This window comes from Rhodococcus wratislaviensis (genome assembly GCF_900455735.1).
GTDB classification, from domain to species: domain Bacteria; phylum Actinomycetota; class Actinomycetes; order Mycobacteriales; family Mycobacteriaceae; genus Rhodococcus_F; species Rhodococcus_F wratislaviensis.
The window spans coordinates 1,341,966-1,360,718 of record NZ_UAUI01000001.1; the positions used below are offsets into that span (position 1 = coordinate 1,341,966).

Consider the following 18,753-nt stretch of genomic DNA (forward strand, 5'->3'; position numbering starts at 1 on the left):
GGGTTCCGGTCGAATAATGCAGTGCAGGAACGGAAGTCGCGACACATTCCTTCGAATCACGGCGATCCAAACCATTCCGCGCGGCGCCCGGACGCGCTACCGTGCCAGCGGCCACACTCCGTGGTCATCCGATCGATCGTGGGGATTTTCCGTGAAGTTCAGCCGTTCTCTCGCCCTTGCCGCCGTTCCACTCCTGGCGGCACTGACAGCGTGCTCCGGTGGATCCGGCGGCGCCGACGGCGACACGGTCCGGATCGGAACCACCGAGGCCAGTGACCGCTCGTGGGAGATCTTCGAGGACAAGGCGAAGGACGCGGGCATCACGCTCGACGTCGTGAACTTCTCCGACTACTCGCAGCCGAACATCGCCCTGTCGCAGGGGCAGATCGACGCCAATCTCTTCCAGCACCTGCAGTTCCTCGGTGAGTACAACACCGGCGCGGACGACGACCTCACCCCGATCGGTGCCACCCAGATCGTGCCGCTCGGCCTGTACTCGCAGAAGCACCAGAGCCTGGCCGCCATTCCGCAGGGCGGCGAGATCGCGATCCCCAACGACCCCAGCAACCAGGCTCGTGCCCTGTTCGTGCTGAAGGGCGCCGGCCTGCTCACGCTGACCGGTGACAACCCGTCCCCGACACCCGCCGACATCGACACGGCTGCGTCCAAGGTGAAGGTGACCCCGGTCGACGCCGCCCAGACGGCGCTGTCGCTCGCATCCGTCGACGGTGCGATCGTCAACAACACGTTCCTGGAGCGTTCGGGCATAGACCCCCAATCGGCTCTCTACAAGGACGACCCGTCCAGCCCTGCCGCCGAGCCGTACATCAACACGTTCGTCACCCGCGCGGAGGACAAGGACAACGCCACCTACCTCGAACTCGTGAAGATCTGGCACGACCCCGAGATCCAGGCCGCCGTGCGCGAGGAGTCGAAGGGAACGTCGGTCGAGGTCGAACGCGACGGTGCCCAACTGCAGCAGATCCTGTCGCGGGTCGAAGAGGGAATTCGTTCGGCCAAGTAGATGACACCGATCGTCCGATTCGAATCCGTCACGAAAACCTTCCAGTCGGGAAGGAAGACTCTCACCGCCGTCGACGCCGTCGATCTCACCATCGAGAGGGGTGAGATCTTCGGGGTCATCGGGTACTCCGGGGCCGGGAAGAGCACGCTGGTTCGGCTGATCAACGGTCTGGAACGCCCAACCAGTGGGCGCGTCGTCGTCGACGACGTCGACATCACCGCGCTGTCGGAATCGAAACTCCGGCACGTGCGCGCGAAGATCGGGATGATCTTCCAGCAGTTCAACCTGTTCCGCTCCCGGACCGTCGCCGGGAACGTGGCCTACCCCCTCGTCGTGGCGGGGTGGCCGCGGCAGAAGCGCCGCGAACGCGTCGCCGAACTCCTCGAGTTCGTCGGTCTCTCCGACAAGGCGCGGGCTTACCCCGACCAGCTGTCGGGCGGGCAGAAGCAGCGCGTCGGGATCGCCCGCGCGCTGGCGACGTCGCCGGACCTGCTGCTCGCCGACGAGTCCACCAGTGCCCTGGACCCGGAGACCACGCAGGACGTACTCCGCCTGCTCCGCAAGGTGAATCGGGAGCTCGGGGTCACGATCGTGGTGATCACGCACGAGATGGACGTCGTCCGGGCCGTCGCGGATCGTGTCGCCGTGCTGGCGGAGGGTCGTGTCGTGGAACTCGGCACGGTGTTCGACGTCTTCTCCGAACCCCAGGCGCCGGCGTCGAAGAGCTTCGTGAGCACGATCCTGCGCAACCGCCCGGAGCCCGCCGACCTGGAACGGCTGCGGTCGCGATTCGGTGGCCGGATCGTCACCGCCGACGTGCGGGACGGCAGCCGGATCGGCGAGGTCCTCTCCGACGCGGGCGGGCACGGCGTCCGGTTCGAGATCGTCTACGGCGGCATCACCACCCTGCAGGACCGCTCGTTCGGCAGTCTCACGCTCGAACTCGTCGGTCCCGACGACGGCGTCGACGACGTGATCCGCCGGTTGCGGACCGTCACCGACGTCGAGGAAGTACAGGCATGACCACGAATTGGGACAAACTGCGCCCCGTACTGTTCGAATCCATCGGCACCACCATCTACATGGTGGTGATCACCCTGGTGGTCGGCGGGCTGATCGGGCTCGTGGTGGGCACGCTGCTGTACGCCACGAGGAAGGGCGGGATTCTCCAGAACACGGCCGCCTACACGGTGCTGAACATTCTGGTGAACATCGTCCGGCCGATTCCGTTCATCATTCTGCTCGCCGCGCTGGGGCCCGTGACCCTTGCCGTGGTGGGCCGGACCATCGGAACCGAGGCCGCGATCTTCGTGATGATCATCGCGTCGTCGTTCGCCATCGCACGCATCGTGGAACAGAATCTGGTGACCGTCGACCCCGGCGTGATCGAGGCTGCCCGCGCGATGGGTGCGGGACCCCTGCGGATCATCGTCACCCTGCTCATCCCGGAAGCCCTGGGCCCGTTGATTCTCGGCTACACGTTCGTCCTCATCGGCATCGTCGACATGTCCGCGATGGCGGGGACGATCGGCGGCGGCGGGCTCGGCGACTTCGCCATCGTCTACGGATATCAGCGATTCAACTGGCAGGTGACCCTCGTCGCCACCCTCGTCATCATCCTGCTCGTCCAGGCCTCCCAGTTCTTCGGCAACTGGCTGGCACGAAAGGCACTGCGCCGCTAGCTCCCGTGAGTACTTGTTAACCGCCCGCGGTTAACAAGTACTCACGGGAGGCGGAGCCTCAGTTCGCGGCGACGTTCCCGCGTCACCGCGCCGCCGCTCAACGTGGGAGCCGAACCGACAAGGAGCGCGGTGTACGGGTGCTGGGGATCGGAGATCACCTGACGGGTCGGTCCGTCCTCGACGATGTTGCCGCGGTACAGCACGACGATCCGGTCGACGAGGGCCGCGACCGCCCCCAGGTCGTGTGAGATGAACAGCTGAGCGAGTTGCCGCGAGTGCCCGAGTTCGGTGAGCAGTTTCAGGATCTGGATGCGGTTGACCGAGTCGAGGGCGCTGACCGGTTCGTCGAGCAGCAGCAGCGCCGGGTCGAGGACGAGGGCCCTCGCGATCGCGATCCGCTGACGCTGCCCACCCGACAGGTCGGCGGGAATCCGCGCCGCGATGCCGGCGTCGAGTCCGACACTGCTCAGTACCGCTGCCACCCGCAACCGCACGACGCCGCGGTCGAGTCCGCCCCGCACGAGCAGTCCCTCGGCGATCGACTCACCCACCGGAATGTCCGGATCGAGGCTCAGCAGCGGATCCTGGAACACGTATTGGACGGTCCCCGTGCGGCGGTGCGCCCTGCGGTGCGCCGTGGACAGATCGTCGACGCGCTGCCCGCGGATCTCGATCGACCCGGACGTCGGAGTGATCAGACCGAGAATCGTGCGGGCCAGTGTCGTTTTCCCGGAGCCGCTTTCACCGATGAGTCCCACCTTCTCACCGGCATCGATGGTCAGGTCGACGCCGTGCAGGATCTGCTTGCGGGCCCCCCGGGGCCCACGCTCCACCCGGACGCCGGTCATGCGCAGCAACGACTCAGACACGAGCCGCCTCCTTCCCGGTGAACGACTCGAGCCCGTACTCCCGATGGTTCTCGACGAGTTGGCGGGTGTACTCGTGTCGGGGCGCGGTGAGCAGGTCCTCCGCACGCCCCGACTCGACGACGGCGCCGTCCCGCATCACGATCACGCTGTCGCAGACCTGAGCGACCACGGCGAGGTCGTGCGAGACGAGGACGAGGGCGAGGCCCAGTTCGTCGCGCAGGTCCTCGAGGAGGTCGAGCACCTCGGCCTGAACGGTGACGTCCAGGGCTGTGGTCGCCTCGTCCGCGATCAGGAGTTCCGGTTCCGCGGACACCGCGATTGCGATGAGCACGCGCTGAAGCATTCCCCCGGACAGTTCGTGCGGGTACTGGCGGTACACGGTGTCGGCGTCGTTCAACCCCATCTTCCGGAACAGTTCGACGCCGCGCCGCCGGGCGTCCGCGCGGGACAGGCCGAGGGTCGACCGGAGCGCCTCGGCCAGTTGTTCACCGACCCGGATGGACGGGTTCAGATAGGACGCCGGGTCCTGGAACACCGCGGAGATGCGGGTTCCGCGCAGTGGCCGCCAGTGTTTGCGACCGAGATCGGTGAGTTCGATGCCGTCGAAGTCGATCGAGCCTGCGGTGACGTCGATTCCGCCGGGCAGGATTCCGAGGATGGCGCGGCAGGTCAGCGACTTGCCGCTGCCCGATTCGCCGACGATCCCGAGGGCTTCGCCGCGCGCGAGGGAGAAGTCGACGCCGTGGACCAGTTCGGTTCCGTCGTCGAGTGCGATGCGCAGGTCGCTCACGGTGAGCACCGGCCTGTCGTGGCGCGTCGTTGCGGGTGCCGATGTGGCATCCAATGTGTCAGTGGACATCCGAGGTGACCTCCTGTTTCCCGCGGGCGCGGCGTTGGGGTTGCCCCGTTGCATCCCGCAGCGCGTCGGCGATGGCGTTGAGCGCCCACACGGTCGCCACGATCAACAGGGCGGGGACGACGGGGCCGAACGGAACCTGGTAGAGGTACTGCAATCCGCTGGCGAGGAGTCCGCCCCACGTCGGGTCCGGCGGAACGACGCCGATCCCGAGGAACGTCAGCGAAGACACGATGACGAGGCTGGCTCCGGTCATCGCCGCGAAGGTCACCCCCACCGCAGGCAGCACCTTGCGCACCGCGTGACGACGGATGATCCAGGACGTGTCGGCGCCCATCAGTTCGGCGGCCTCGACGTACTGGGAGTTGGCCACGGTCAGTGCCGCGGCACGCGTGACCCGGTAGAACGCGGGTGCGATGAGGATGCCGACCGCGAACATCGCCTGCGCGAGCCCGTTTCCGAGCAGCGCGGTCATCGCGACGGCGAACACGAGGAACGGCAGCGTGATGAGCGCATCCATCAACCGGAGGGTGAACCATTCCACGCCGCGCCCGAGGTACACCGACAGGAAGCCCGGGATCACGCCGAGGAGGAATCCGACCACGACGCATTGCAGTGCGGACAGCACCGACACGGTCGAACCCGCCAGAAGCCGGCTGAACACGTCCCGTCCGACGTTGTCCGTCCCGAGCCAGTGAGTTCCACTCGGGCCCTGCAGGATCGCCGACGTGTCCTGCTCGAGCGGGTCGAACGGCGCGAGGGCGGGCCCGAACACCGCGAGCACCACGATCAGCCCGAGGACGACCACCGCGGCGCGAGCGGAGTGGTAGCGCAGGATTGCTGTGAGCATGGGATTTTCAGTCTCTCCGCTTGGTTGCCGGCTGCAAGACGCTCTGGGCGACGTTGACGACGATGTTGCAGAACAGCACGAACACGATCGCCACGACGAGCGTTCCCTGGACGATGGGAACGTCTCCGCGCAGCGCGGAGTCGGCGGCGAGGCGACCGAAGCCGGGCATGGAGAACATGGTCTCCATCACGACGGCGCCGCCGATGAGCGTGGGGATCTTCATACCCAGGATGGACAGCGCGGGACCGCTGCCGTTGCGCAGTGTGTGCACGAACAGGATCCGGGACGGACCGATACCCCGGACCACCGCGCCGGTGACGTAGTTCTGGTCCAGCTCCGCGACCAATCCGGTGCGGAGTTGTCGCGCGATGTCGGCGACGACGTCCATGCTCAACGCGATCGCGGGCATGATGATCAGCGACAGCCAGCGGCCGAAGTCCTCGTCCGGCGGGACGTACCCGGCCGACGGCAGCCAGTGCAACCCGACGCTGAGGACGAGGATCAGTCCGATCGAGATGACGAACGGCGGCAGCGTCGAGGCCACCGACGTGTAGGCGGTGATCAGCCGGTCGATCAGGCTGCCCTTGTAGACGGCGGCGAGCACACCGAGTCCGACACCGAGGACGAGTCCGATGACCAGAGCCACACCCGCAATCGAGGCGCTGACGGCCAGCCGCTCGCCGATCAACTCGCTGACCGGGATCTTGCTGAACCACGAGACCCCGAGGTCGCCGCTCAGCATGCTCGACATCCAGTCGACGTACTGCTGCCAGACCGGCTTGTCCAGCCCGAATTCGGCGTTGATGCGGGCGATCGTCTCCGGCGTCGCGGCGTCGCCGGCGATCCCGGCGGCCGGATTCAGCCCGCTGGCCGCGCCGAGCAGGAAGGTGATCAGGGTGGAGAACAGGAAGACCGGGACCACGATCAGCACGGTACTCAGCACGACCCGCAGCGCCGTGCCGAGCGCGCCCGCAGGCACCGGGAGAGCGAATGTCCTCCCGGTGCCTGCGGCCTGGACGTCGGCGGTGGTCACGAGACCGTGACGCCTTCCCACCGCACCTGGGACGGCAGGATGTTCAGGTTCTTCAGGTCCGGGTTGGACACGATGATCCACGGATTGCTGAAGATGTAATTCGTCGGCGACTGCTCGACGCCGACCTTGACGGCCTGCCACAGCCGCGGCTTGTACTCCGGGTCCTCGAGGGGCGTGCGACGCACGGCGTCGAGCGCGGCAGTGAACTCCGGCGACGCGTGCGGGCCGCTGAGGTTCATGATGCCTTCCGGACCGTAGACGGCGAGCAGATTCTGCACCGGGGATTCACGCCCGATGGTGCCGTCCGTCGCCAGCTGCGGGTTCTTCGCGATGTAGACCTCGCTCTGCCACGTCGACGATCCCGGCGGCACCACCTTGATGGTGGACTCGACGCCGATCTTCTTCAGCTGCGACTGCACGAGCTCCGCCCGGTTGGTGGCCGCCGACTGCGCGGTGATCTCGATCGACAACTGTCCGGGACCGAAGCCCGCCTCGGTGAGGAGACGAGATGCCTTGTCCGGATCGTAGTTCCAGAGCTTCTCGATCTCCGGGTTGAACGCGAGGTATCCCTCCGGGAAGGGCTGGCTCGTCGTGCTGCCCAACCCGTTCGTGATGACGTCGACGAACGCCTGGCGGTCGAATGCGTAACGGAACGCCTCGACGACCTTCGGATTGTCGAACGGGGCCTTGTTCAGGTTGATGGACACGTCGTTCGCGGCCAGCGACGGCTTCACGGTGACATCGAGACCCGCGGCCTCGGCTTCCTTGGACTGCAGGGCCGGCAGCGTCGCGAAATCGATGGAGCCGGACTGGACCCCGGCGACGAGTGTGGCCGGGTCCGGGGCGACGCTGAGTTCGAAGTGGTCGATGTGGATGTTCTCGGCGTCCCAGTAGTTCGGGTTCTTCTCGAAGTACGCGTGATCCTCGGCGACGAAATCGGTGATCCGGAAGGGACCGGCGCCGACCGGCCACACACTGAGCTTCTGCGGGTCGGCGGCCGCGGTCGGGCTGGCGATCGCACCGGTGCGCCCGGCGACCAGGTACGGGATCTGGTAGTCGGCGTCGGCCAGGTGCAGTGTGACGTCGGTGGCGCTGTCGGCCGTGGTCTCGGTGACACCGGCGAGTTGATCGCGCAGGAACGAGTCGTCCTGGGTCTTGCCGCGGTCGAAGAACGCCTTGACCGCCGGGGCGTCGAGGGTGGTCCCGTCGGAGAAGGTGAGACCGTCACGCAGGGTGAACGTCACGGCGGTGCCGTCGGCGTTGTACTTCCAGCTCTCGGCGAGTGACGGTTCGACGTTGCCCTCGGCGTCGAGCCGGGTCAGCGACGCGTACGCGAGGCTGATCGTGTTGATGTCGTTTCCTGTCCGGCTCGTCACCGGATCCCAGGAGGTGGGGAGGTTGAACGCCCACTTGACCTCGGCGCCGTCCGAGCTGCTGCCGCCACCGCACGCGGTGGCAACGAGCCCGACGATCACTCCGAGTACTACCGCGCCGACGATCCGCCGGCTCTTCTTGCTCACTGGGTGCTCCTGACCATGCAGAGGGGGTGGTGATTCAGACGCTCGCGGGCAGCGATGCGGTGGTGCCGGGCAGCGGGGCGGGGTCGATTCCCGCACGCCGCGCCCGGGTGTAGCGGTTCTCCGCGAACGGCAGGCCGAGGTTGCCGCGCAACGTGTTCTGCTCGTAGTCCTCCCGGACGACCCCGCGCTCACGCAGGATCGGCAGCACCTCGTCGACGAAGCGCTGAAACTGTGCCGGGTGGCCGATGTGGATGTTGATGCCGTCGAGGGCGTGGCCGTCCAGCCAGCGCTGCAGTTCGTTCGCGACGGTCTCGGCGCTGCCCGTGAACGGTGACGTCTTCGGCGCGCTGAGCGCCTCGACCGTCTGCCGCAGTGTCAGCCCGCGGTCGGCGGCGAGGTCGGCGATCTTCTTCGCCTGCGTGTAGAAGCTGCGCTCGGCGTGCTGCAGTGCCTCGGCGGGGAACGGCGCGTCGAGGTCGTACTGCCGGAAGTCGTGCCAGCCGAAGGGCCGGCCGAGTTCCCGGAGGGACTTTCCGAAGTCGTTGTCCGCCAGCTGGGTTGCGCGTTCGATCTCGCGTGCGTCGGTGTCGGTGTCGCCCACGGTGACGCTGACTCCCGGCAGGATCACGATGTCCTCGGGAGCGCGCCCGTAGGCCGCGGCGCGGGTCTTGATGTCGGCGTAGAACGCGGCGCCCGCCTCGAAACTCGGCGCGTGCGTGAAGATCCCGTCGGCGATGCGCGCTCCGAGGTCGCGGCCCTGGTCGGAGTCGCCGGCCTGGAAGATCACCGGCTGCCCCTGCCGCGAGCGTTCGATGTTGAGCGGGCCCACCACCGAGAAGTGCTCACCCCGGTGATCGAGGGTGTGCAGCTTGTCCGGGTCGAGGAAGCGCCGGGCCTCCCGGTCGCGCGGAAACGCATCGTCCTCGTAGGAGTCCCACAGAGCCTTGACGACCTCGACGTGTTCGAGGGCCCGGCCGTAGCGGGTGGCGTAGTCGTAATGCTCCTCGAGGCCGTAGTTTCCGGCGGTACCCGAGTCGCCACTGGTGACCACGTTCCAGCCGGCACGGCCACGGCTGATCAGGTCGAGGGACGCGAACCGTCGCGCGAGGTTGAACGGCTGGTTGAACGACGTGGTCAGTGTTCCGACGAGCCCGATGTGTTCGGTGGCCACCGCGAGCGCGGACAGCAGCGTCAGCGGCTCGAGCCGGTTCAGGTAGTGCGGGGGCGAGTCCGGGGTGATGAACTGGCTGTCGACGATGAACACGAGGTCGAACCGCGCCTGCTCGGCCAGCCGCGCGTACTGGATGTACCAGTCGATGTCGACGCTCGCGTCGGCGGGAATCTCCGGGTCCAGCCAGGTGTACGGGTGCCCGGGCCCACCCGTGGGGGTGAGGACAGCTCCCAATTTCAGTTGCCGTCTCGTCATGTTCTCGCTCCTTCGTCGTCCGCCGTCAGGCACCTGCCTCGGCACGCCGCGTTGAAGTGTATGGAGCAAACAGACGCGTGCAGAGTATTAAATTCTCGATGTTTCAAAACATATTTCGTATGTCCCGCAGGGCTGTCGAACAAAGTCCGATCAGTCGAAGAACTCGCGTGACGACTCCGCGACGGCCACCGCGACGACGTCGGCGAGTTGCCCGATCAGGTCCGGGTCGTCGGGCAGTTGGGTGGCCGACAGGCGCAGGAGTTGACGCGCGGGCGCCTGCACGAACGAGCGGGAGCCGGCCCCCACGGAGATGCCCTGCCGCGCCAGCGCGACGAGGGCGGCGGTCTCGTCCGACACCGAGACCCACACGACCAGACTGTGCGGGCCCGCGAAAGCCTCGATACCACGGTCGATCAGCGCCTCCAGCAGCGACGTGCGTCTGGACGCGTAGCGCTCGTGCGCCGCCGTGACCGCGTGCTCGGCGTCGGCGCTGCCGATCAGATGGGCGAGGGTGTTCTGCAGGATCCGGCTGTTCGAGCCGACTCCGTGACTGCGCACCTTCATCGCCTTCTCGATCAGTTCGCGGGACCCGCCGAGAACGGAGGTCCGCACATCGATCCCATATGCCTTGCAGTAGCTGCGGATCCGGACGACACGCTGCGGCAGTACCGATCCCAGAGAGGGAGGTTGCTGCGGTTCGAGCGGTCCGATCGAGTCGTCCTCCACGACCCACACCGCCGGATGCCGCCGCAGCACCTCGGCGAGTTCACTCGTGCGCCTCGCACTGACCGCATGATCGACGGCGAACGGCGCACCGGGTTGGAACACGAACGCCACCGCGCCGGCGGTCAGGGCCGCGTCGAGAGCGTCCGGCCGGGGGCCGTCGCGGTCCGCGCCGACGCCGACCGCATCCAGGCCCAGGTCGCGGAGGGTGTCGAGAACACCCGGGCCCAGGGGCTCGTCGACGGCCACCATCGAACCGGGTGGCGCTGCCGCCTCCACGGCCAGCAACAGGGCCTCGGTGCCACCGCCCGCCGTGGCCCAGGCCTCGGGTTCGAACGGCCAACCCGGGGCGACGGCATTCCTCAACCGCTCGGTCATCAGTTCGCGGCCGAACACATTCAGCGTCTCGGCGTCCAGACTGGACAACAAAGCGTCGGACAGGGACGGCTGCAGAGCCAGGTCGGGCGCATTCTGCGCCAGGTCGACGCCACGCCAGTCGGGTATGCCGCGCTCGGGCACGCTGTCGAGCGGCGGAAGAACGACGGTGCCGCCGCGGCGGCGGGTCTGCACGAACCCCTGTTCCTGCAGCCGGCCCCAGGCGCTGATAATCGCGCCGACACTGAGATCGGTCGACTTCGCGAGTGCGCGGACGGTCGGCAGGCGATCGCCGGGGCTGAGCTCACCCGACCTGATGAGGTCGGCGACGGCATCGGCCAGTTCCGTGGTGCGGCCGTCGATCCGCTCGAGCAACCACTCCGGAGCAATCGTCTCCGACTCCAGCACCGCTGACATCCACACCCCTTCGATCGACAACCACTACCGGCCCCGCGCCCCGCGAGTCCGGGTCACTGCGCGAGTGCCCCGGCCGGTTCGCGGAGGATGATGTCGGGAATGCCGGGCAGGCGCAGGCGCTCGAGGAACTGCACGATCTCCGCGGCGACCGACCGGTGGGACACGTCGTTGAGGATGTCGTGCCGCCCCTCGTGGACGACGACGACCCGGGCGTCGGGCAACGCGGACGTGACGGCGAGAACATCCGCCGACGGGCTCAGGGCGTCGGCGCCTCCGTGCACGACGAGGACGGGAACCTGCACGTGGTTCAGCGAATCCGCCGTGGCCACCGGCGCCTCCGCACCGAGCGTTCCCCGCTCGAGAGCGTCGGCCGAGGACAGGACCCCCCGATGCACGGGACACGCGGAACGGATCTCGAGTTCGCCGTCCCACTCTCCGGTGAAGGCGTCGGCGCTCGCCACGAGAAGACCGGCTGCCACCACCCCGGACACGGCCGGATGCGTCGCCGCGAGGTCGAGGGCGGTCAGGGCGCCACTGTCCGACCCGACGACGGTGAGCGGGAGATCGGTGGCGGCATCGTCGATCACCCGGGCAGTCGCAGCGGGATCGTTCTCCACCACCGCGACACGGTAACCATCGAAGGCGATCCGGCGGGCGAACCGGCGGTACACGTGAGCATGCTCACCGCGGCCGGCGACGACGATCACCGAGCCACGCACAGTCGCTTCGGGTTCCAGCCAGTCGATGTCCACTGATTACCTCATTCGGGGGGTTGTTCGCAGGATTGACTGCGTCACCCTGACCCACACGCGCGAGGTCGAACAAGACTAAAGCTCGAGCAGAACAAAACGCGTGTCTTCTCGCCCCGCTTCGTGTTTTGTTCCGAACATATTCGTTTTGCTCTGCCACTCACCCGCTTTCTCATTCACCCAGACCCCATCAGACGTATCGACGAAGGGACAGGCACACCGATGCCCGAGACCACAGGGTTCGCGACCCGGCAGGTCCGCACCGGCTATCAACCCGGAACGCCGCAGAACACCGCGATCCCCCCGATCTACCAATCGGTTGCCTACGACTTCGGCAGCTTCGAACAGGCCCGGGACATCTTCTCTCTCCGCCGGAAAGGGAACCTGTACAGCCGCACCGGGAATCCCACCCAGGCCGTGTTCGAGCAGCGCCTCGCCGATCTCGACGGTGGCGTCGCCGCCCTGGCCACGGGATCCGGGCAATCCGCCGTCGCGGTCGCACTTCTCACGCTCGCCAAGTCCGGACAGCACATCGTCGCGGCTCGGCAGTTGTACGGGGGAACCGTCGATCTCCTCACCGACACGTTCGCGGACTTCGGGATCGAGGTCACGCTCGTCGATCAGGACGACCTCGACGCCTGGCGTGCGGCCGCGCGTCCCGAGACCAGGGCCTTCTTCGCCGAGACGATCGGCAACCCCGTCGCCTCCGTGCTCGACGTCCGGGCCGTGGCCGACATCGCGCACCAGGCGGGGGTCCCGCTGATCGTCGACAACACGATCGCCACCCCGTACCTGCTGCGCCCGAAGGATTTCGGAGCCGACATCACCGTCTACTCGGCCACCAAGTTCATCGGTGGGCACGGCAGTTCGCTGGGCGGTGTGATCGTGGACCTCGGCACATTCGACTTCGGCGCGGAACCGCAGCGGTGGACCCAGTTCACCGAGCCCTACCCCCGCATCGGCGACCTCGTGCTGTGGGAGGAGTTCGGCCGCGAGCGAAGCGCCTACCTGGTCTACGCGAAGACGAAGATCGTCCACGATCTCGGTCCCGCACTGTCCCCGTTCAATTCGTTCCAGCTGCTGCAGGGGCTGGAGACGCTGGACCTGCGGCTCGAACGGCAGGTCGGTTCGGCGCTGGCGATCGCCCACTTTCTCGACGGTCATCCCGCGGTCGCGAAGGTGAACTACCCCGGACTGCCGGACAACCGGTGGCACGACGCCGCCCAGCGGTACCTGCCGCGCGGCGCCGGCTCGGTCTTCTCCTTCGATCTCGCCGTCGACGACTCGAAGGTGGCGAAGTTCATCGACTCGCTGCAACTGTTCGCCATCGTCGCCAACATCGGCGACGCCCGTTCGCTGGTAGTGCACCCCGCCACCACCACGCACAGCCACCTCGGCGACACACAACTCCGGGACGCCGGATTCGGCTACCGCACCGTCCGATTGTCGATCGGACTGGAAAACCTGGAAGACCTCGTCGACGATCTGCGTGCTTCGCTCGACGCCATCACGGAGGAATGACATGCACTTCGGCTACTGGACGCCCATCTACGGCGGCTTCCTGCGCAACCTCGGCGACGAAGGGATGCCCGCCACCTGGGACTACGTCAAGAAGCTCTCCCAGCTCGCCGACCGGCTCGGATACCACACCACCCTCGTGCCCGAGCTCTATCTCAACGACCGCAAGGGCGTCGACGCGCCCAGCCTCGAGGCGTGGTCGCTGTCGTCGGCGATCCTCGCGGTCACCGAACAGCTCCGGGTAATGACCGCGGTGCGACCCGGATTCCACCTGCCTGCGGTCACCGCGAAGGAATCGGCGACGATCACCGACATCGCCGGAACAACCGAGGCCGGTGCGGCACGGTTCGCGCTCAACGTCGTCGCCGCCTGGTGGGAGGAGGAAGCCCGGCAATACGGCGGCGCCTTCACCCGGCACGACGACCGATACCGGCAAGCCACCGAATTCGTCGACGTTCTCCGTGGGCTCTGGGAGCACACCCCGTTCACCTACCAGGGCGAGCATTTCAGCGTGCGCGACTCGATCCTGTCTCCGAAACCCGGCATCCATCCCCCGGTCTTCGCCGGGGGGGAGAGCGAGAGCGGCCGCGAATCGATCGCGACCTTCGCCGACTCGTACGTGCTGCACGGCGGCACCGTCGACGAGGTGCGGACGAAGATCGCGGACATGAACGCCCGGTCGCAGCGAATCCACCAGCGGGACATGGCCGAATTCGGCATGTCCACGTACATCATCGTGCGCGACACCGAAGCCGAAGCCCGCGCCGAACTCGAACGCATCACCACCGTCGATCCGCACTCGCCCGGATACGCCTCGTTCGAGGAGTTCGTGAAGAACTCCGAACTCGACGTCGAGCTGTCCAGGCGCGAGTACTCCGTCGGCACGCGCGGACTGCGCCCCGACCTCGTCGGCACACCGGAACAGGTCGCCGAGAAGATCCGCGCCTACCAGGACGCCGGTCTCACCCTGCTGCTCATCCAGTGCTCCCCCGCACACCAGGAACTCGAGCGCATCGCCGAGCAGGTGTTCCCGCTCGTCCCCACCCGTGAGTACTTGTTAACCACGGGCGGTTAACAAGTACTCACGAGCGGGACGCCCTTGACCGCACGACTCGCCGCGAGTAAGGATGAAGATGTTCTGTGCGCGGCGATTTCATTCCCGGAGAGAGGAATTCACACCCCCAGGACCAATGGCTGCGCACCCATTACATACGGCCGCACGAGGGCCGCGCGCGGAGCGCGAGGGGATTTGCCATGGCAGACATCGAGGTCGACTATTGCGTCGTCGGCGCCGGATTCGCCGGATTGACGGCGGCACTGCGCCTGAAACAGGCCGGACGATCGGTCGCGCTCCTGGAGGCGCGTGACCGGATCGGTGGGCGAACCTTCACCGAAGTCCGCGAGGACGGTTCGTGGATCGATCGGGGCGGTGCGTGGATCGGGCCGGGACAGGACCGGATCTACGCCCTGATGGACGAATTCGGCGTCAAGAGTTACAAGCAGTACACCGACGGCGAGGCGATGATGGTCGTCGACGGCAAGCAGTACCGGTACAAGGGCACGATTCCCCTGACGATGAGCCCCTGGGCCGCCGCCAATCTCGGCGCCGTGTTCGTCGAACTCGGTGAGATGTGCAAGTCGATCCCGCTGGACGCGCCGTGGGAGGCGAAGAAGGCGGCCAAGTGGGACGCGATCAGCCTCGCCAAGTGGCTCGGCGACAACACGCTGTCCCGTCCCGCCCACGACCTTCTCGAGACCGCCATCGCCGGCTGCTACACGCCCGCGGCGTCCGAGGTGTCGATGCTGTTCGTCCTGTACCAGATGGCGTCCGGCGGCGGTCCGAGTTTCGTTCTCGGTGTGAAGGACGCTGCCGAGGATGCGCGGCCGGTCGGCGGGATGGGTGCCGTCTACCGTCCGATGGCAGCGGAGATCGGCGACGCCCTCCATCTGTCGCAACCCGTGCGGGACATCGCGCAGGACGGCGACGGCGTGACCGTCCGATCCGCGGACATGGCCGTGCGGGCACAGAGGGCGATCGTCGCGGTCCCCCTCGCGATCGCGAGCCAGATCCTCTACGAGCCGCTGCTTCCGATGGATCGGGCCTTCCTCCATCAGAGAATGCCGAGTGGCGCGGTCATGAAGATCGCCGTCCTCTACGACGAACCCTTCTGGCGCGCCGACGGTTTGTCCGGGCAGTCGGCGGCACCCGACTCCCCCGCGACAATCACCATCGACGCGAGCACGGACACGGGACGTCCCGGTGTTCTGTGCGTCATCGTCGAGGGACCGATCGCCCGCAAGCTGGGGACGCTGCCGGAAGCGGAACGCAAGAACCAGGTGCTCGGCGAGTTGACCTCGAGGTTCGGAAGTAAGGCAGCTTCCCCCGTCGACTACATCGAGCAGAACTGGAGCGTCGAGCGCTACTCCGGCGGCGGCATGCTCAGTCATGCGCCGACGGGTGTGCTCACCCAATTCGGGCACGCCCTCCGCAAGCCCTGCGGTCGCATTCACTGGGCAGGCACGGAGAGTTCGTCCGTGATGTGCGGCTGGGTCGACGGGGCCGTCCGATCCGGGGAGCGCGCCGCCCGGGAGGTCACCGCTCAGTAATAGACAGCGCCCGGAGCGCCCCCGCCGACGGCCACCGCGTCGCCGGTGATCCCGACGCTGCGCGGTGACGCCAGGAACGTGACGACGTCCGCGACCTCGCTCGCGTCGATCAGCCGGTGGATCGAGTTGGTGGCCAGCCGCGACTCCAGCTCGGCGACCGGCACCCCTTCTTCCTCGGACTGTGCCGCGAGCCGGTCGACGAGGCGTTCCGTCCGCGTCAGTCCCGGATGGACCACGGTGACGTTGACGCCGTGGGGCCCGAGTTCGTCGGCGAGGTTCTTCGTCAGCGCCGACACACCGACGTTCCGCACGGTCTGCGCGATGGAGTTGGCCTGGCGGGCACCGAGCCCGCTGATATTGATGATCCGTCCCCACCCCTGCTCCACGAGGTGCGGTGCCACGGCACGGGCGGTCCGCAGGTAGCCGAGCACCTTGATCTCGAGTTCGGCGCGCACCACGTCGTCGGTGGTGGAGGCGAAATCGCTCGGCTTGCCGGCGCTCCACGGTGTGGCCGCGGCGTTCACCAGAATGTCGACGCCGCCGAGTTCGTCCACCGTCCGCTGCACGAGGGCGCGCACCGAATTCTCGTCGCCGGTGTCGGTGGGTACCCCGATCACCCGCCGCCCGGTCTCCTGCGACAGCGTCTTCGCCGCCAGTTCCAGCGCCTCGACACTCCTGGCCGCGAGCACGACGTCGACCCCCTCCGACGCGAGGCTGCGGGCGATCGCGAGACCGATTCCGCGGCTGCCGCCGGTGACGACGGCCCGCTTGCCGCCCAGACCGAGATCCATGTAGTTCTCCTCTATTCCGCTGTCCACCCCTCGGTTCGAGGGTAGGACAGCGACGGTCGGGAGTCACGGATTCGGTTCAGCGTGAGGCCAATTGCGCTCCGCCGCCTACCGTTGGATCGACTTGATCTCGAGGAACTCCTCGAAGCCGAGGACGCCGGCCTCGCGGCCGATGCCCGACTGCTTGTACCCGCCGAACGGGGCGTTGGTGTTGAACGCCCCGCCGTTCACCTCGACCTGACCGGCACGTAGCTGCCGTGCGACGCGGTCGGCACGATCCTGGTCACCGGACCAGACGCCGGCGGCGAGTCCGTACTCCGTCGCGTTGGCGATACGCACCGCGTCGTCCTCGTCCCGGTACCCGATGATCGACAGGACGGGGCCGAAGATCTCCTCCTTGGCGATGGTCATGTCCTCGGTGACACCGGCGAACACGGTGGGTCCGACGAAGTAGCCGGATTCCTGGCCGGTCTCCCGGCCGTCGACGACGGCGCGGGCGCCTTCCGCGATGCCCTGTTCGATGTAGCCGCGCACCCGCTTCAGCTGGTTCGAGTTCACCAACGGCCCCAGCATCGACGTGGCGACCGTGGGATCGCCGACGGAGTAGTTCTGCGCGACCTGCGCCGCGATGGCGGCGGCCTCGTTCACCTTGTCCGCGGGGACCAGCATCCGAGTCAGTGCCGAGCAGGTCTGACCGGAGTTGAGGAAACACTTGGCCACGCCGTCGGTGACTGCCTTCGTCAGGTCGGCGTCGTCGAGGATGACGTTGGCCGACTTACCGCCCAGCTCGAGTGCCACCTTCTTCACCGTCTCGGCCGCGACCACCGCGACCCTCTTGCCCGCGCGGGTGGAGCCGGTGAACGAGACCATGTCCACCTCGGGGTGGCCGGCAATCGCCTCGCCCACGACCGGCCCGAATCCGCTGACGAGGTTGAACACGCCTGCCGGCAGACCGATTTCGTCGAAGACGTCGGCGAGCGCGTAGGTGGCGAGCGGCGCCACCTCGGTCGGCTTGAGCACCACGGTGCATCCCGCGGCCAGAGCACCGCCGACCTTGAGCACCACCTGGTGGAGCGGGAAGTTCCACGGGGTGATCGCACCGACGACACCGATGGGCTCGCGCACGATCAGGGAGTTGCCCACCTCGTGGGCGTCGAAGTCGTAGGTGGCGGCGAGTTCGGCGAAGGCGGCGAGGTTCGCGAGCGGCATTCCGATCTGGATGGGCTTCGCGAATCCCAGCGGCATGCCCATGTCCTCGGATACGAGGGCGGTGAAGTCGTCGAGGCGCTCCTGGATCAGGGCAGCAGCCTTCCGGAGGTACTCGCCACGTTCCTTGCCGCTGAGCGCGGACCATGCGGGGAAGGCCGCTCGCGCAGCTGTCGCGGCGCGATCGACGTCGTCGGCAGTGCCCTCGGCGACCACCGCGATGACGTCCTCGGTCGCCGGATTCACCACGTCGATCCGGCCCGTTCCCTGCGAATCGACCCAGGACCCGTCGATGTAGATCTTGGTCCGGTCCAGAACTTCGCTCATCGGTCAGCCTCCAGTGAAAGTGTCGCGGATCCCCTGCGCCCCGCAGCCTACGACCGGAACCCTCCGGCAAGGGGCGAATGCGATCTCCCCGAACCACCCACCGGGACGGCACCGATCGCGGACCATCGACGTACCGCAGCACATCAGCGAAGAGGAGCGATCGGATGCGCACGCAGTCACCGGCACGCACCCTTCTCGGCGTGGTCGGAATCGCCGCCGTGCTCACCGCCTCGGCGTGCGGCTCGACGGACGAGACCGGGACCGCCGAACCCTCACGTGACATCACCTCCACGAGATCCGCGCCCACCGAGACGACCGCACCGCACCCCGACCGCTGCCTGATCGGCGAACTGCAGGTGACGCTCGGACAGGCGAGTGGGGCCGCCGGATCTCAGGAGATCCCGCTCGTCTTCACCAACACCGGCACCCGCGACTGCGTCCTCCACGGTTACCCGGGGGTGTCCTACGTCGCGGCCCCGGACGGTCCGCAGGTGGGTGCCGCGGCCGATCGGGACGGGGGAGCCGAGACTCCGGTGACGGTTGCCCCGGGCGCACGGGCCACCGCAGCGGTGCGTGCCACGGTGGTGCAGAACTATCCGGCCGAGACGTGTGGACCCACCCCCGTGGCCGGGTTCAGGGTGTACCCACCGAACGACACGGGGTCGGTGTTCCTTCCCTACCCCACCACCGGATGTGCGCAGACCTGGGTGAAACAGCTGTCGGTGCAGCCCGTGACCGGGTGACCTGGTTCACCCGCGTCGGGTGAATCGGCTCACCCCGGCC

Annotated in this window: 17 protein-coding genes; 7 read left to right on the forward strand and 10 right to left on the reverse strand. The window is 67.5% G+C overall.

Features of this window, described 5'->3' with window-relative positions:
- Nucleotides 1-151 precede the first annotated feature (151 nt).
- The 3 genes from DTA22_RS06220 to DTA22_RS06230 are packed head-to-tail and all read left to right on the forward strand — an operon-like array spanning nt 152 to nt 2,706.
- Nucleotides 152-1,024, forward strand: coding sequence for a MetQ/NlpA family ABC transporter substrate-binding protein (locus DTA22_RS06220; protein ID WP_112298795.1), 873 nt, complete (start codon nt 152-154; stop codon nt 1,022-1,024).
- A complete protein-coding gene (locus tag DTA22_RS06225) occupies nt 1,025-2,047 on the forward strand; it encodes a methionine ABC transporter ATP-binding protein (RefSeq protein ID WP_112298796.1) in 1,023 nt (340 codons plus the stop codon).
- Nucleotides 2,044-2,706, forward strand: a complete 663-nt coding sequence (locus DTA22_RS06230; RefSeq protein WP_005252476.1) for a methionine ABC transporter permease — start codon at nt 2,044-2,046, stop codon at nt 2,704-2,706. The genes DTA22_RS06225 and DTA22_RS06230 overlap by 4 nt, the downstream gene beginning before the upstream one ends.
- A 41-nt stretch (nt 2,707-2,747) precedes the next feature.
- On the opposite strand, the gene DTA22_RS06235 is transcribed toward DTA22_RS06230, so the two are convergent.
- From DTA22_RS06235 to DTA22_RS06270, 8 genes are all read right to left on the reverse strand, one after another.
- Nucleotides 2,748-3,575: an ABC transporter ATP-binding protein gene (locus DTA22_RS06235; RefSeq protein WP_112298797.1), complete on the reverse strand. Its 828-nt coding sequence runs from the start codon at nt 3,573-3,575 to the stop codon at nt 2,748-2,750.
- A complete protein-coding gene (locus DTA22_RS06240; protein WP_112298798.1) occupies nt 3,568-4,434 on the reverse strand; it encodes an ABC transporter ATP-binding protein in 867 nt (288 codons plus the stop codon). Before DTA22_RS06240 ends, DTA22_RS06235 begins: the two co-directional genes overlap by 8 nt.
- A complete protein-coding gene (locus tag DTA22_RS06245) occupies nt 4,424-5,281 on the reverse strand; it encodes an ABC transporter permease (RefSeq protein ID WP_112298799.1) in 858 nt (285 codons plus the stop codon). Before DTA22_RS06245 ends, DTA22_RS06240 begins: the two co-directional genes overlap by 11 nt.
- Before the next feature lie 7 nt (nt 5,282-5,288).
- A complete protein-coding gene (locus DTA22_RS06250) occupies nt 5,289-6,314 on the reverse strand; it encodes an ABC transporter permease (protein WP_037226828.1) in 1,026 nt (341 codons plus the stop codon).
- The gene (locus tag DTA22_RS06255) at nt 6,311-7,834 is read right to left on the reverse strand and encodes an ABC transporter substrate-binding protein (RefSeq protein ID WP_037226827.1); all 1,524 of its coding nucleotides are present in this window, start codon (nt 7,832-7,834) and stop codon (nt 6,311-6,313) included. The genes DTA22_RS06250 and DTA22_RS06255 overlap by 4 nt, the downstream gene beginning before the upstream one ends.
- A gap of 34 nt (nt 7,835-7,868) precedes the next feature.
- The gene (locus DTA22_RS06260) at nt 7,869-9,260 is read right to left on the reverse strand and encodes an LLM class flavin-dependent oxidoreductase (protein WP_112298800.1); all 1,392 of its coding nucleotides are present in this window, start codon (nt 9,258-9,260) and stop codon (nt 7,869-7,871) included.
- 150 nt (nt 9,261-9,410) lie between these two features.
- A complete protein-coding gene (locus DTA22_RS06265; RefSeq protein WP_112298801.1) occupies nt 9,411-10,775 on the reverse strand; it encodes an aminotransferase class I/II-fold pyridoxal phosphate-dependent enzyme in 1,365 nt (454 codons plus the stop codon).
- A 53-nt stretch (nt 10,776-10,828) separates the two neighbouring features.
- A complete protein-coding gene (locus tag DTA22_RS06270) occupies nt 10,829-11,527 on the reverse strand; it encodes an alpha/beta hydrolase (RefSeq protein ID WP_112298802.1) in 699 nt (232 codons plus the stop codon).
- Nucleotides 11,528-11,746: 219 nt separating this feature from the next.
- Here DTA22_RS06270 and DTA22_RS06275 point away from each other — a divergent pair, with 219 nt between their 5' ends.
- The 3 genes from DTA22_RS06275 (at nt 11,747) to DTA22_RS06285 (ending at nt 15,649) form a co-directional block, all read left to right on the forward strand.
- A complete protein-coding gene (locus DTA22_RS06275; protein WP_037226821.1) occupies nt 11,747-13,045 on the forward strand; it encodes an O-acetylhomoserine aminocarboxypropyltransferase/cysteine synthase family protein in 1,299 nt (432 codons plus the stop codon).
- Nucleotide 13,046: 1 nt separating this feature from the next.
- A complete protein-coding gene (locus DTA22_RS06280) occupies nt 13,047-14,117 on the forward strand; it encodes an LLM class flavin-dependent oxidoreductase (RefSeq protein WP_112298803.1) in 1,071 nt (356 codons plus the stop codon).
- A gap of 179 nt (nt 14,118-14,296) precedes the next feature.
- Nucleotides 14,297-15,649, forward strand: coding sequence for a flavin monoamine oxidase family protein (locus DTA22_RS06285; protein ID WP_112298804.1), 1,353 nt, complete (start codon nt 14,297-14,299; stop codon nt 15,647-15,649).
- On the opposite strand, the gene DTA22_RS06290 is transcribed toward DTA22_RS06285, so the two are convergent.
- Together DTA22_RS06290 and DTA22_RS06295 are read right to left on the reverse strand one after the other, a co-directional pair.
- The gene (locus DTA22_RS06290; protein ID WP_112298901.1) at nt 15,643-16,440 is read right to left on the reverse strand and encodes an SDR family NAD(P)-dependent oxidoreductase; all 798 of its coding nucleotides are present in this window, start codon (nt 16,438-16,440) and stop codon (nt 15,643-15,645) included. The two genes, DTA22_RS06285 and DTA22_RS06290, sit on opposite strands and share 7 nt — an antisense overlap.
- Before the next feature lie 105 nt (nt 16,441-16,545).
- On the reverse strand, nt 16,546-17,970 hold the full coding sequence (locus DTA22_RS06295) for an aldehyde dehydrogenase family protein (protein ID WP_112298805.1): 1,425 nt from the start codon (nt 17,968-17,970) through the stop codon (nt 16,546-16,548).
- Between the two features lie 164 nt (nt 17,971-18,134).
- Here DTA22_RS06295 and DTA22_RS06300 point away from each other — a divergent pair, with 164 nt between their 5' ends.
- Nucleotides 18,135-18,713, forward strand: coding sequence for a DUF4232 domain-containing protein (locus DTA22_RS06300; protein WP_112298806.1), 579 nt, complete (start codon nt 18,135-18,137; stop codon nt 18,711-18,713).
- Nucleotides 18,714-18,753: the final 40 nt, after the last annotated feature.